This window comes from Nostoc sp., from assembly GCF_036917535.1.
Classification (GTDB): Bacteria; Cyanobacteriota; Cyanobacteriia; order Cyanobacteriales; family Nostocaceae; genus Nostoc.
Map to the genome: position 1 here is coordinate 53,283 of NZ_JBALDA010000017.1, position 14,861 is coordinate 68,143.

The following is a 14,861-nucleotide window of genomic DNA, read 5'->3' on the forward strand; positions in this document are numbered from 1 at the left end:
CGAAGATTTACCCTATTGATAAGCTTGTAAGTAAAACTTATCTAACTGACTTGAAAAAGGCAGGAGGTTCAAAGTTAGTTTTTTTAGCTAATTCCCTATTTCCTTTTTCATTCGTTATTTGTGTACCCGTTAATGATGCTATTTACAACTATCTAAGTCTTAAGCATTGTCCATATTTATGAGCGTGTATTAGGAAAACAGATGCTTTCACACTTTTTCTATCATTCTTGATCAACAGATCAACCCAGCCATCACTGACAAAGTGTCGAAAAATCAAGCTTGAATGCCTAAAACCCACACTTCATATTTTTCATCAAAACGTAGCCCTACTGTTGTAAATATAGAGAATAATTCACTTTCGATAGGGAAAGAATTTTTATGCAGTTGTTGTGGGCTATCGCCCGTGGGTGTCTAGCTTAAAAATAGGGAACATCTAAATAACACTTTGATAACCATATCTGAATATTTACTGAGATGTCTACACTTGAGGACATATCTTTGCATACTCTTCACATTATTTGCCAATCAGTATAATGTCAGTACTTATCTTTATGTATTCTTCATGTATTCTTCATGTCTTTATAGCCAATAATCATTAAATACAGCAGCTAAACAGCAGCTAAATGGTTGTTTGATTTGCTTGTGTAGCGTGTTGTTCCCCTAGTAGACAAGCAAGCTGTAAGAGTTTTTGAAATCTGGGGTTATGCTGCTCTGGTTATGACGACGAATTACAGCAGTTGAAAGCGATCGCTGTAGAACATTGGCACGTTATTAAAAGCTACTTAGGGATAACTATCTCCACCAAACATACTCCTGTAGCGTAGGCGTAGCTGATCGTAGAAATCGCACAACTACTGAGGACGGTGGCTCAGAAACTGGACTATATTGGTAAATTTTGAACAAAAATAGATTTTTATAAAAAAATAGTCGCCACCATAATGAAGGCCTAAGTAGAGTGATATAAATAATTGTAATTAGGACAAGGCAGGAGGCAGAAGAAAAGAAGTTTTTAGCTATTTTGCCTTTGACTGATATAGTTAAGTTTATTTGTGTCTTCCTACTTATTAAATAATGGATTTCTTTAATCGTGCCAATTTGAAAAAAGAATGCAATATCAATATATAGATAAGACCCCTCCTCAAAATATCGGGGAGAACGCGCGTTATGTTTAGCAAAAATTTTTTAAATTGACATCAGTATAGTATTCATATAAGTGGTAGTAGAAGTCAAATAGTACTTGTATATATATAAATTTATTGCCTTTTACTTAATGAATTCTTCATACAATCAGTATGATATGCAGTTACGACCGTTTTCGTTTATGTATCGATTTAACGTAATACATGTTTCTTATTTAAGTAGGCAAAGAAAATAGTTATGTCATATTTAAAGCTCAGTCGGTGCTATTTTCTTTTGGCAACGCTAACTATAAGAGTACGATCGCGATCGCATCCTTCCTTATGATCTGGTCAAACCGATCCGTCGTTCACGGCTGGGTGCATTGCGAATCTTCATTGCCGAAGGTAATGGTGGATCTCTGCACGCGAGCTGTTCAAGATTGTTATTGGCGTAATGCACGAACTCTGATTATTTCAAAGCTCGTGCGAGTTTAAGAAGATTTTTTCCCATCTGAAACCATTTGCGAAAGAATATAGGCTGCGAAATCTAGTAACTGATCTAGCAAAAAACCAATGATACCAATGTATAAAATTACCTGGATTATGTAATCAGCATTGCCAGCCTTATAAGCATCCCAGAGGGTAAAGCCAAGTCCTCTTGGACCTGTTAACATTTCTGTGGCAATAACAATAAACCAGGCTACCCAAATGCTAACTTTCAAAGCATGAAATATATGAAATATAGCTACACGAAAGTTATTATTCTGTCTTTTAAAATGCTGCATACCTATTGCCGTATTAATAATCATCGTCCAGAGAGTTCCCACAAAAACTACTACAATAGCAGCTGAATCGCTCTCTTGAAACGTAATTAAGGCAATCGGTAGCAAAGCTATAGGAGGGATACTATGTGGTATCTGAAATATCAGCCGAAATAGCTGATAAATCATGCTATTTATCCCGATTAAATATCCAATGAAACTACCCAATACAGCGGCTGGAATATAACCAACAAATAACCGTTGCAGGCTAGCTAAAATGTCTAAAAACATATTATTTTCTCTGCCTCAGTTCTCATGGAAAACATTCGGTAAATACTGCGGCAACAACACAAAACAGGGCTGAGAAAAATGTATTGGATTACACATTCTATTTTATTGCTAAAAAATTTTTTATATCTTCTCCTTGTTAATTACTAATTAAAAAACTTAGGTATTATTACGATGTGATAGTAGTAGACAAAGAAGTGGTAAAATTTGACTTTACTAAACTTTATCAGAAAAGCAAATTTTAATTAGTAAATTAAATACAATTTCGATAATTTATTAAAGAAGGCAGTTATTGCTAAAGCTTACGTGCGATCGCTCCTTGATTATCTAAGCTGATGGAACGAGCCAGAAAAAGTTTTGAACAGGGTGTAGAGATCAATTGGATGGGGTATTCAAACCCCAACCAATTGTAGACACTTGTAAATAATGACACATATCGCTAGTTATCCCTAATAAAAGACGCGATCGCCTTTTTTATCGGAGAACCGGAATCGTCTCTGGTGTAGTACGTAAGACCGCGATCGATGAATGCAGAGGTAGTATCTATTAACTGCTGAAGAATCTCGGAATTAGTATTATCTATTTCTTCACTGACTTTTTCCCCTGTAAATTTATTTTTCCGCTCTTCTGGAGGTAATACAATGCGAGGATCTTTATAAGTCTCTTTTGGTTTGGGTTTAAATGTCTCATTTAAATCAAACTGAAGACGTAAGTAACGTTTAGAATCGTATCCACCCATGATTTGCCGGCAAATCGTACTATCAATCTCAGATGTAGGTTCCATAAAGATGTTAGTAAGATTTTTGATCCAGTCTAAGCCTCTCCATTTGCTGATTTGCTTATATTGATATGGTTCACCAGTTTGACCTGTGCCAATAGAAAGGATAGAAATATCTTCCAATCGCAGATTATTTAGTTTATATTGTTGCTTGATTTCTGGAGATACTGAAGACTGGCTAATCCTCATCGCTAAACTCAAAGCTGCAAGAGCAGGGTTATTAGCAGAAACTCCTCCATCAATGTGTGGGAATTCCCAGTCACCAAATTTTTGTTTATCTACAGGTTCTAATTTATATGGTGGAAAAAAAGTAGGTGCTGAGGCAGAAGCGGTACATATTTCCCATAAATAACAGTCATCGTACCATCTGTCTCCTAAATCGGGATGACAATTTGTAAAAAAGGTTGTGTTGCGATATAGCGTATCGTAAGCAAGAATCAAAAGAATGGGTTTTTCGATATCCTTGATTTTTGTGGATTTATAGGCATCTTTGAGTACGCTAGTGATTCCATCATGAGAATATTTAGATGGAGAAAATACATCAATAATTGATTTGATGATGGACGGAAAGTTTTCGTAGCGCTCTTTTATCTCCAAAGGGAATATATCTTTACCTCTATTTTTATACAGTTTAATGAGTTCATTACTCTCCTTTCCTATAGCAATCCCTCCTGCTAATATTGAACCAGTAGAAGTACCAGCAACCATGTCAAAATATTCGTGTAAAAACTCTCCTTTTCCCTGAGTTCTAATTTCTTGTTCTACTTGTTGAAGTATTCGTGCTGCAACAACTCCACGAATACCGCCACCGTCTAAAGCCAAAATTTTGAAGGACATAGCAATTCTCTTTGATTATTTCTGTGGACAAGCATCATGAGATGAATCACAATATGGTTCCATTAACTTGTTTACTCTTATCCGACTTATCCGATTTATCCGACTGGAAGAATACCTAAGTTTTTTTTAACGAATCGTCTTCTCTACGAGACACTACGTATAGCTTACTTCTCCATAAGGGCAGGGCTATTTCATTCTAAAATAAAGTGCAATATGGTAAAATGCAGCGCAAATTATACTTAAAGCATCTACTACTGTGTCTGAAATCGAAATTATAAAAGCTTTTGCAGATATAAAAGACCTTCGCCGTCGCGCCGGACAGCGACATAATCGAAGATTATGTCTGGCACTCTTCACACTGGCGATTGCCGCAGGAAATAAAGGATTTTTAGCAATTGGAGATTGGATTTCAAGCTAGCGCGAGCAGTTAATTGGCCTTTTTAAACCCTCAAAAAATAGGCTACCTTCTTACAAGACAGTGCGTCGTACTTGATTACACATAAATTATCAGGAATACTCAGTATGCCTTGCGAATTTCTTTGACATTAAATCAGTTCCTGGAGAAACTGTTGCTATGGATGGGAAAGTCCTCAAAGGCTCGTATCAAGTAGAAAATGATAATAGCCCTTTCAAAGTGAATGTTTGTACTATAAAATCAATGATGTTTTTAACCCAATTTTGGGATTTTGGCGGAGGAAAAATCGAAATTATTTGTTATTGTCTTTTCACTTTTGTTCTAAATGATTGAGCAGTTGGAGTACGTACACTTCAAATTCTGCATTTCTTCGGTTTACAGATTCAATAGGAGTAACAAAAAAATTATTTGGAAAATTGAGAACTAAATTACCTAGACGTAATCCTAAAGGTCTTAAATGTCCTCCTTTGAGTTTTGCTCGAAAATCTTCTGGGGGCTTTTTTAAGTGATTGAAGAACCATTCCCGTGTAGATTTACCTATATTATCTAAAGGGAAATAAACCAAGCCAAGCAAATTAAAGAATTTACTATTTTCAATTAAAGCCTCGGTTTCTTCGGGAGTTGGTTTGACATTCAAACCAAGATTGATAAGAAAATTTGCTAAGGCTTTAGGTTTAATGGCACTGTCAAGCCCTGTATTGACGGGTGCTAATAGTATAGATAGTTGACTTTTAATAAATATACTGTTAATTTTTACATCTGATTCATCAAAATGGATTTGGAGTTTTGCTACATCTTGATTGACATAATAGGAAGTTAGTTTTTTAGCTTCTGAGCGTTTATCATCAAGCTCACCAATTAGATTCTCTAAATCATTAACAATACTTTTAACTTTTTCTATTTGTTTGTGTGGGGATAATTTTACCGAAGTTTTTTTGATAATTTCCAGAATAAATACTTCTAGTTGATCTCGTTCTTTAGGTAGGGTGCTAAAAGCTTCTAAAAGTGCAATGTATTTACAGCCAATACTATGAGCTATCCAAGAAAAGTTAGAATCATCTAGGTAAGTTTTATAGTCATAACCTGCTAATTCTGCCATTCTCACCAATTCTGGCATGAGTTTATACTGTTCTCTAATGAGAAAACCCGCTTCTGTATAGTGGTCAAAAGTAAAGTTAAATGGTAGGAGAATTATTGTATACCCCTGCCTGAATAAACATTCGAGTAGATAACGATAAAAAAACATAGGGAGAAATGTACCAAAAAAAGCTCCACCAATAAATTGTATTACTCCTTTTGGTTGGGGATGTAGAGCAACCCAACTAAAAGAAACTGGTTGAAATCTTAGCTTTAGATTCATAATCTTCTTAATTGAGCAATAGTATCAATCATGGCGACTATAATTATTTTTAACGTCACACTAGGCTTGAATTAAGTTGAATATTTTCTAGAAATATAGAATTCGCCAATCACTAAAAATTTCATATTTAAGTGCAGTAGCCTTGGCAGTATATTTTCCAGAAGTTCAGTAATTTTTCTAATTTATAATTAAAGACTTTAGATTGACTGTATATTACATTTTCTGTGAGTTTTTGAAACACTTTATAAATTGTTATAAGCAAAAATTGTTATAAGCAAAAAAGGATTTTTATGCTCTAGGCACCTTTGCCTTGGACACTCAATCTAGGCATTCCACTAGAAATCTCCTCAGTTAACAACAAACTTATAGCCATTAAAAATTCAGATGTGCTACCAGCGAGTGTACCTACTAGAGAAGAGGGTATAGCGTTACCAACAATAGCAATCAACGTTCCCACAAACAACCACCACCATTTCTGCCTAATCCAAATACCAATACCAATTAGTAGGACAAACAGATTAATTACAATCGTGATAATTGGAAGACCACTTAAATTGGCGACATGATAGCGTAAGACACCCATAAACTGGACTGGAACTAGTTCCAATCCTATATAGTTACTGGCAACATCTATCGCAGCAAGTCCTAATGCAATTACCCAAGATAAAATCCGTACTACATTATTTGCCCAACCAGCACCAGCGCGGTGAGCGAGTTCAACACCAATTACAATAAATAGTGGTACAACTGAGTAGTGTAAGAAAAAGCGTAGTATACTGAGAGTTTTTAAAACCTCTCCTTCACCAATTAGACTTCCTATTGAAAGAATAAAATTGTCATAGCTAATGCTTGCTAGCACTATAGGCAAAATAATCATTGCTAGGCTGGTTGATTGCCGCCACTGATTAATTGCCCAGCTTATTAACACCCATTCGCTCAATGCAAGACTTAAATGTATTAAGGGATAAATTATTAGCATAAGTCATGTATGAAAATAGCAAGATTTATTCCAAGCACAAATATTTTGCGCTGAAGTTGATTCAGATAATTTGTACTTGGAATTCAAACTAGAGCAACTTATTCACGAGTCTTGTAACTGTAATTAACGTTGAAACTGTTATCTAAAAGTCATCTGATAAAACAACTTTTATATTCGTGTTAAGTTTCGGTGCAAAATCACTTCCTTCAGCTACATAAGTAAGTGCTCCGCCTGCTTCTAAAACCGCAGGGCCACCACAAGCTTTAATTAAATCAACCCCGTCCTTCACCTTAATATCTTGACACCCAAATTCGACTCCATTTGGGCCAGTAATTTTAATCTTATTGATTGTGCCTGTTTCACCAGGTACCAAAAAAAGTTTAGCAGAGCGAACGACTGTTTTAGCTGGCAAAGGTTGAGTCGTTGTGTCGATACTGAACTTCCCATCAGTAATTTGAGCTTTTTCCGTGATAATTAAGGTAGCAAAAGTGTTTGGAACTGCCATAGATGTTGTGGTGAAACATAATATAAGAAGTGACAGAGCAAATGCCAAAATCTTTGCTGACTTTATGAACATCTTCAATAAATTCATGATGATTCTCCTTGTTTAACTTTTACAAATTTTCTGGATACACATTCAATAGTCGAATCAAGGCAGTGAGCTTTAATTGTCTTATCTGTGGATTTTTAGCTATTTATGCAGATTTTAGAAAAATTTATTATGGATTTTAAACAGTTGGCTATTTTTGTCATACTGTCTATATTCATTACCCAGTTAATTGTGTATTTATACCAAATTTTTTGTATTAATTAAAATAAGTATTTATATTACAAAATGAAGTGCAGAATGTGGATTTTAGCGTTCGCAGGGACACTATCGCTAGTAGCGATACAAAGCGCTCCGACGTAGCCTGTTGCAGGTAATTTTTTGGTAAGCATTTTTTCTAGATTCAATCAACTATATGTACTGCGGGGAGGGGGCAAAGCAATTCCATCACATCACGTAACAATTTTAATGTCAATAGTTCTAATCTGAATACTGCACGCGACTAACACAGAGTCTCTAACCCACTAACGCTGATGAAGAATTTCTCCCTGCCTTAAAGCCTTCCCCACTAAGAAACTCTTCATTTATCAGCAACAGAATTTTATCAGTGTCTTTTCCTTTGTAGCTAATACGCGATAAGGACTGTTTAACTTAATCGTCAGAATTACGGGAATAGGCCCGGAAGTTTCCCCTGTCTGTGGATTCTTCCACGTCGTTTGTATACTCCCTTGCCAAGTCCCTTCAAGGTACGGAAATGGAACAAGCCAAGCGATCGCTCCTTATCGCTTTCACTCTACAATCAGTTCATTGCTATCAAAATTGATATCAAATGGCTGACGTCCAGAGTGCGATCGCTTTTCGGTGCAGTGCCAAGGCGATCGCCATTATTCTTAGAGGAACATGGTAAAAAAGCCTGCTTATAAGTGGTATGAGCAGGCTTGAAAGTAAGATGTATAGGCAATGCCAAAGGTGGCAAGCTACGCATCCATTGAGGTATCTGGCGGAATCCGCAAGATTTGGCGATCGCCTGTTAGTGAAACAGCAACTTCATTAGAGAAGCGATCGCTCTTGCCATCTCACCTTTTTAGTTCCCTCACCAAAGCACCAATAGCATAGAGAACTAGAAAAATGCCAACTGCGTTAGCGAAGCTCGCCGTAGGCATCGCAGCTAGTTCCAATTCTGGGGGAAGGGGCGATCACCAAGACTACAGGCATAACCAAGCTGTTATTTGATGCACCTTCTATAAAGTTTAAGAATATAAGGAACGCTGATTGAAAAAAGATGTGAATCAAACAAAAACAGAATAAAAAACTGACAAAATTCCCGCCTTGAAAAATGACATAGCAAACCCAAACATTAGAAAATCTGCTTTCTCCTCAGTTGTTGAGAGTGAAAAACTTGGCACAATAACTATAGACTATGCACTAATGACTAATGACTATGAACCAAAAAGATGTAGTTGTAATTGGTAGTGGTATAGGGGGGTTGAGTTGTGCTGCTGTTTTGGCGCGACATGGTTTTGATGTGACTGTTTGTGAAAGTCATACAATTGCTGGTGGAGCGGCGCACAGTTTTGAACGTCAAGGATTTAAGTTTGATAGTGGCCCTTCTCTTTACTCTGGGTTGTCTTACACTCCTTCCGTTAACCCTTTACGACAAGTGCTAGATGTAATTGGTGTGGATTTGCCATGTGTGACTTATGATACTTGGGGTTGTCGGCTACCAGAAGGTGATTTTGATACATCTGTGGGTGCAGAACAGTTTTGTGAAGTGCTGGCAAGACTGCGAGGTGAAGATGCAGTGTCCGAATGGCGACGCTTGCAAGCGGTGATGACACCACTAGCCGCAGCTGCGACCGCTCTTTCTCCAACTGCATTACGTTTAGATACAGGTGCAGCTTTGACTATCAGTAAATTTGCTCCATCGTTAGCTAAACATACTGCCAATATTCTTAAGTTAACGGGGTCTTTTGACCGGATCATGAATGGTGTTGTCCATGACCCCTTTATTATTAACTGGTTGAACTTGTTATGTTTTCTCCTCTCTGGACTACCAGCATCAGGAACTAACGCCGCGGAAGTCGCATTTATGTTTGCGGAGTGGTACAAACCAGGAGTAGCGTTAGATTACCCTGTTGGTGGTAGTGGTGCTTTAGTCAATGCACTGGTGCAAGGACTAGAAAAACATGGCGGGAAATTAATGTTAGGCTCTCATGTTGAGCAAGTTTTGGTACAAGGTAAACGGGCGGTAGGTGTCAAACTGCGAAATGGGGAAGAAATTCGGGCGCGGCGAGCAGTTGTTTCTAATGCTTCAGTATGGGATACGTTAAAACTATTACCAGAAGGAGCAATACCAAAAAAATTCCGCAGCCAACGCCAAGCGATACCAGAGTGTGATAGTTTTATGCACTTGCATCTTGGTATTGATGCTCAAGGTTTACCAGCAGATTTAGCTTGTCATTATATTGTGGTTAATGATTGGCAATTGGGCATTACTGCACCGCAAAATGTTGTGGTGGTATCAATACCCTCAATTCTTGATCCATCCCTTGCACCCCCAAGTAAACACGTAATTCACGTTTACACTCCCGGTAATGAACCCTACGCACTTTGGCAAGGGCTAGATAGGAGAAGCCAGGAATATGAGCAACAAAAGCGATCGCGCGCCGAGGTGATGTGGCAAGCTTTAGAACGAATCATTAGCGATATCCGCAACCGTTGCGAAATCACCCTGGTTGGTACACCCCTCACCCACGAACGTTTTTTACGCCGCCATCATGGTTCCTATGGCCCGGCAATTTCTGCCGCTAAAGGTTTGTTTCCTGGTCACGGTACACCTTTAGCGGGGTTGATGTGCTGCGGTGACTCTACATTCCCCGGCATCGGTTTACCCGCCGTCGTCGCTAGTGGGATGATTGTTGCTAATACCCTGGCTCCTTTGAGTAAGCATTTAGCTATGTTGGAGGAGATAAGTTAGGCACAAGACTGGCTTTTAATCATTAGCCTTCGGACAACTTCTTCAGGAGTAGCCGTCCCATCAATTACCTTTGGTATAATCGCTATCACTTCCAAAGCCAGGTTCGTAGGAATTCCCCTTGCTTCTAACCGCTTCAATTCCAAAATATCAATACCTGCTGCCAATCCCTCTAAATACTCTTCTACACTCATATGATGTCCGCCAAATCACCCATAATATATATCAGGATGCATTTGAGTGCGATCGCAATTCTCTAAAAGCTAGTGTAAATTGGCGCTTTCAAGCTACTGATGCACGTAAGAAAATGGGACGTTTATATCCACCTGTCTCACCAAGCAAAGTTGACTTGCCAGACCACTAGTTTCACGATGGTGGGTTTAGATTATTGCGCTAGCTAACGCATACCATCAGCAGCCCGTGAAACGTCTTCCCATTCCGACCAGACCTTTAACCGCTGTTCATAGATCTGCGGCACAATCTGAGTTGGAGCCGCCCCCAAAAGCAGACGCAATGGTGGATTCTCGGCATCAACAGTCAGCTTTTTAGAATACCTTCAATCTCAACGACCCGGAGCAAAACTTTTGATTATTTGGGACGGTGCAAGCTATCATCGCTCGCAGCAGATTAAGGATTATTTGGACTCACTAAACCGTGAAAAAGAAAGAGCGCAATGGTTAATAACTTGTGAGCGGTTTACTCCTAATGATCAGACTCCTTTCTCTCCTGACTTTGTACAACTAACCATCTCTGTTTTATTCCTCCATAGTTATTTGTTTTTACTACAAATGAATATCCTAATAATTCGCTTTTGATAAATTCTGACTCTGGAGTTGTTGACACTAACAATTCCGCCTCTTTAATACTTAAAGTGACTCTAGATAACCATTTAATCTCGGACATTAACTTAATATTTTCTTCTGTATACAATGCATAGTCCGCAACCATTAAGCTATCTATTTGTGTTTGTTTCTTATACTCAATAGCAATCTTGCCAAAAGAGTGAGAATCTGATTGATTACCAGATGCTGATTTGAAAAATATTGGAATATCTCCGTCGCTACTACATATTAGTTCAAGTAGAAATTGTTTTAAATCTGGTCTGTGGTCATGGGAATACCCATAGGTTATATTTATTGCTTTCTTACTTCTTAATTGTGATTCATCTTCTTGATTTTTAAAGATGACTTCTGGTAAAGATGATTTATATTCACCATCTACATGCATTGATGATGAGCGGAGCCGGAGACGCTCTGCCTCCGGTCTAAGTGTGATGTCAATTTCAAATTCTGTCCAGGGTATTAAATCAGCCATTATCACCCAACGATTATCTGATAATAACTTGCCCTCGAACGGAAGTTCAAAGCTTGACGCTGGAATTGGAGTTGATTCTTCTTTTCGGTACATAGTTATTTATGATACACTATGTTGAAGCTAACCATTTGATGCAAGGATATTGGGCTATTTTACCCTCTTTCCTTGCACCTGAATGTACTTATTTGGTTTGAGAATCTAGATATTGTCTCCTTTTCTTTTTTTCAGCAAGCCCTATTTATTGATGCGTTTACTAGAGAACATGTATTAATTTATTATTTTTAAAGATATTTTATTCCGTGATTACCGATTGTGACAGTTGAGGTGCGGAATATGGGTTAACAAGCGATGCTTCAGCAACAAAACTTTGTGTATCTTGTGGCATTGACGTTGAGTTTACTCAACCTTAACCAAACGGCTAACGTAATACTGCTTCACTGTTTTTAATTCCATTTGTTTTGCTGAGTTCAATGCACTCATAACCTCACCACAGACTTCAATTCTGGCTTCATAGGCACCTGTTGTACTACCATCAGTCTCAGCAAAATCAATCCGAACTTCTGCCCATTCAGCCTCCTGTCTTTGAGTAACTTCTTCCATTGCAAGTACTTTACCTGCTTTCAAAGAATCTAACCAACTCCAGCCAGACTGCATCCAAATTTCGCGTTCGGCAATTTGCTCAAATTCGTTTAAACCTGTCCATCCTCGGTAGTATTGACGCAAAGCAGAAACTGAACCATTTCGCTGCACCAGTAGATCCAGTATCTCTGGCTTTAGATGTCCCCACAAGCATCCTTGAGGTAAATCAATTAGGGTAGGAGCAAACTGATGACCACCAAAGTGAGTTGTTTGCCAGACTCTTAACCTTCCGTTGGCAGCAGGAGCATATTCCTTACGTAATTGTCGATATATAGGAGTCCCAAATCTGCCACAGGCAAGGTCTACTTGAGTATGGGTGCAAACCATGAGTTCACGAATATGACTCGTTTGTTGTTGATATTGCTGAAATTCGGATAAATTATTGGGTTGTTCCATTAATTGCTTGAATATTGCTGTCACCAAAGCAGCAGCTTTGCTTTCTGGAACAACAAACTCCTGTTTCTCAAACTGAGAAAATAGTTTTGCAGGGCGATAGTAGTAGAAAACGCGGGTAAAGCCAACATGAGAGTATTCGCGATCAGGAGCAATTAGTATCGGTTTCAACTTTACCCCATGCTTAAAAACTAACTCTTGGAATAAACCCATTAATGACTTGAGGGTTGGATTTTCCTGAAATATTTCTTGCGGCCAAGGTTGTGGAACTTCCATAATCAACCAATGATCGTAAGTACCTGCTGTACCAATTGGATCTTCTCCATTAGCTTTAGAAACCAACGAACAAAAACGACAGTCTCTTGTGAGGAGTTGGTGAGTATGTTGAGTTTGCATATTTACTATTTTTCTAGACACTAATTGGGAAGCAATACGATTTTGTCACATCGGGTTCTTTCACTAACTTGATTCACTTACACTGAATCACACTACTTGGGCGTGTCTTTTGATACGATGATAAACTTTAACAAAAATTATCATTTTACTAGAGATTTCATCAAATACTTCCTTGTGCTTGCACTCTACCTGCTTTCAATACAATCACTTTGTCAGCGCGGCGCAAAACTGAACGTCGATGAGAAACCACAAAACAGGTCGGTGTCCAATTATTTTGCTTTGGTTTTGTACTGTTAATAAATATCCGCGACCATAACGCCAATTCTGTTTCCACATCTAAGGCACAGGAAAGGTCATCAAACACTAGCAACTCCGGTTGACGTATAAACATTCGCGCTGCTGCTACGCGCTGTATTTGTCCACCAGAAAGCCGCACGCCCCTCGACCCTACCAAAGTCTCTAGATTATCATTCATAGTTGCTAAATCTTGCTCGAACACAGCCATGTTTAAAGCTGTTGCAATGTCACGATCATCTTTAGACAAGCCCAACAAAATATTTTCTCGCAGGGTGTAACTAAACAACTGGGGAATTTGGGGAGTATAAGCACTACGAGGTGGAATAAAGAAACTGGCGGGGTTTTCAACGAGATGCCCATTCCAGTAAATACATCCACCTTGGATAGGTAATAATCCTAATAATACCCGTAGCAATGTAGTTTTCCCAGAACCAATCTGACCAGTAACTACAGTCAAACTACCGCGCTGAATTTCAAAGCTAACATCTGTAATTCCTTGAGTCGTACCAGGATAATAATAAGTTAAATTAGATACTCTCAATGATTGCAGGCGGTAAACGCTAGCTATGCCGTCAGGCTTATCACTCTCGTTCCTCAACGGTTGTTCAACTGCTTGCAAGGATTTTTTATTTCCCTTGAGATCATTGAGATCCAATCGATTGGGAGCCACTAAAGTATCTGGTGATACACCAGATAGTAAACTAGCCATACGTTCAAAGGATACTTCTGTGTACTTATATAACGCCATGAAACCGGCAAGGGAGGTAAAAAAGCTAGTCACAAAAGAGAGGTTATAAACGAACAAAGCAAAGTCACCCACTGTCAACTGACCAAGACTGCTCTGCATTAATTGAGAAGCCAGTAGTAAAATTATCCCTGTCCCCAAATTCACCATATTCTGAAAGCCAGAATTAAGAATAGCGTTGAATAGGCTATCCTTAATCATCATCTGGCGACGTTTGTCATTGAGAATGCGAAAATAATCCAGTACATTTTTTTCTGCTCCAGCTACTTTAATCGCTTGTACTGAGCCAAATATTTCACCTAAAATTCCCGTGACTTTTTCAGTAGCTTCGCGGCTGGCTTTTCTATACTGTTTAATCCGAGTTTCTGCTCGTTGAATAATTACTACCATCCCTACCAATGGCAGAAAAATAAACAGCGTAATTTGGATATTAATACTTAATAAAATGACTAGACAAATAACAGCAAATATTCCTTGTCCTAAAACTTCTGATATGAATGCCACGTTTTCTTCTATTTGTTCTGCATCATCACGAAAATAGCTAATGATTTCACCCTGAGACACAGTTGTTTCAGTTTCTTGATTAACAACCATTGGTTGTGTGGTAGGATTGTTGAAAAGGCGGTCTAATAAATTATGTTGCAGTAATGAGCGCACAATGAAACGGTGCTGAGTTTTGGTAATACGTCCTGCAAATATTACGGCAATATGTCCTAAATTGAGAGCCAGCAATAATGCAATTAAAGCCAGAGGAGTAAACCCAAATTTTGCCTTGCCCGTTAAACTGTTAAAAAATTCCCGGATGATTAACCCAGGTAGGGCAGGTAAACCCATGATGAAAATCCAGAAGCAGCTATCAATTAGATATAGTTTTGGTTTGTAAAGAATAAGTTGCCATAATAACTCCCAACCTCTTAGTTTTTTTGTTGAACCCATAATATAGGACTCCTATTTGATTTTTGCTCTCGCTAGGTACACCTTTATTAAGTTGTCGATACAGCAAGATACGGCAATGATAAA

General features: G+C 38.3%; 12 protein-coding genes and 2 pseudogenes. 5 read left to right on the plus strand and 9 right to left on the minus strand.

What is annotated here, in order from left to right; all coding sequences use genetic code 11:
• Nucleotides 1–1,609: 1,609 nt before the first annotated feature.
• Nucleotides 1,610–2,170, minus strand: a complete 561-nt coding sequence (locus V7K56_RS05870; protein ID WP_334908491.1) for a nitrate transporter — start codon at nucleotides 2,168–2,170, stop codon at nucleotides 1,610–1,612.
• A gap of 436 nt (nucleotides 2,171–2,606) precedes the next feature.
• A complete protein-coding gene (locus V7K56_RS05875; protein ID WP_334908493.1) occupies nucleotides 2,607–3,782 on the minus strand; it encodes a patatin-like phospholipase family protein in 1,176 nt (391 codons plus the stop codon).
• A gap of 256 nt (nucleotides 3,783–4,038) precedes the next feature.
• Between V7K56_RS05875 and V7K56_RS05880 the strand changes: the two genes are divergently transcribed.
• Nucleotides 4,039–4,200, plus strand: coding sequence for a hypothetical protein (locus V7K56_RS05880; RefSeq protein ID WP_334908495.1), 162 nt, complete (start codon nucleotides 4,039–4,041; stop codon nucleotides 4,198–4,200).
• 307 nt (nucleotides 4,201–4,507) lie between these two features.
• Here the strand turns inward: V7K56_RS05880 and V7K56_RS05885 are convergent, their stop codons facing one another.
• The 3 genes from V7K56_RS05885 to V7K56_RS05895 form a co-directional block, all read right to left on the minus strand.
• Nucleotides 4,508–5,557, minus strand: coding sequence for a DUF1350 family protein (locus V7K56_RS05885; RefSeq protein ID WP_334908497.1), 1,050 nt, complete (start codon nucleotides 5,555–5,557; stop codon nucleotides 4,508–4,510).
• A gap of 295 nt (nucleotides 5,558–5,852) precedes the next feature.
• Nucleotides 5,853–6,485 (minus strand): hypothetical protein, encoded by a 633-nt coding sequence (locus V7K56_RS05890; protein ID WP_334908499.1) that lies wholly within the window; start codon nucleotides 6,483–6,485, stop codon nucleotides 5,853–5,855.
• 193 nt (nucleotides 6,486–6,678) lie between these two features.
• A complete protein-coding gene (locus V7K56_RS05895) occupies nucleotides 6,679–7,128 on the minus strand; it encodes a hypothetical protein (RefSeq protein WP_334908501.1) in 450 nt (149 codons plus the stop codon).
• Between the two features lie 683 nt (nucleotides 7,129–7,811).
• On the opposite strand from V7K56_RS05895, the gene V7K56_RS05900 reads away from it, so the two are divergent.
• The 3 genes from V7K56_RS05900 to V7K56_RS05910 all read left to right on the plus strand — a co-directional run bounded on the left by V7K56_RS05900 (nucleotide 7,812) and on the right by V7K56_RS05910 (nucleotide 10,060).
• Nucleotides 7,812–8,006, plus strand: coding sequence for a hypothetical protein (locus V7K56_RS05900; RefSeq protein WP_334908503.1), 195 nt, complete (start codon nucleotides 7,812–7,814; stop codon nucleotides 8,004–8,006).
• A gap of 46 nt (nucleotides 8,007–8,052) precedes the next feature.
• Nucleotides 8,053–8,199, plus strand: coding sequence for a hypothetical protein (locus V7K56_RS05905; protein WP_334908505.1), 147 nt, complete (start codon nucleotides 8,053–8,055; stop codon nucleotides 8,197–8,199).
• A gap of 325 nt (nucleotides 8,200–8,524) precedes the next feature.
• Nucleotides 8,525–10,060: a phytoene desaturase family protein gene (locus V7K56_RS05910; RefSeq protein WP_334908507.1), complete on the plus strand. Its 1,536-nt coding sequence runs from the start codon at nucleotides 8,525–8,527 to the stop codon at nucleotides 10,058–10,060.
• Here the strand turns inward: V7K56_RS05910 and V7K56_RS05915 are convergent.
• Nucleotides 10,057–10,251, minus strand: a complete 195-nt coding sequence (locus V7K56_RS05915; RefSeq protein ID WP_334908508.1) for a hypothetical protein — start codon at nucleotides 10,249–10,251, stop codon at nucleotides 10,057–10,059. The two genes, V7K56_RS05910 and V7K56_RS05915, sit on opposite strands and share 4 nt — an antisense overlap.
• Nucleotides 10,252–10,575: 324 nt before the next feature.
• Between V7K56_RS05915 and V7K56_RS36955 the strand changes: the two are divergent.
• Nucleotides 10,576–10,872 (plus strand): annotated as a pseudogene (locus V7K56_RS36955) (IS630 family transposase); the annotation flags it as partial.
• Here V7K56_RS36955 and V7K56_RS05925 read toward each other — a convergent pair.
• The 3 genes and pseudogenes from V7K56_RS05925 to V7K56_RS05935 form a co-directional block, all read right to left on the minus strand.
• A pseudogene (locus V7K56_RS05925) lies at nucleotides 10,766–11,299 on the minus strand (IS1634 family transposase); the annotation flags it as partial. The pseudogenes V7K56_RS36955 and V7K56_RS05925 overlap by 107 nt on opposite strands.
• 468 nt (nucleotides 11,300–11,767) lie before the next feature.
• Nucleotides 11,768–12,799, minus strand: a complete 1,032-nt coding sequence (locus V7K56_RS05930; RefSeq protein WP_334908510.1) for a sucrase ferredoxin — start codon at nucleotides 12,797–12,799, stop codon at nucleotides 11,768–11,770.
• Nucleotides 12,800–12,959: 160 nt separating this feature from the next.
• Nucleotides 12,960–14,777: an ABC transporter ATP-binding protein gene (locus V7K56_RS05935; RefSeq protein ID WP_334908512.1), complete on the minus strand. Its 1,818-nt coding sequence runs from the start codon at nucleotides 14,775–14,777 to the stop codon at nucleotides 12,960–12,962.
• Nucleotides 14,778–14,861 lie beyond the last annotated feature (84 nt).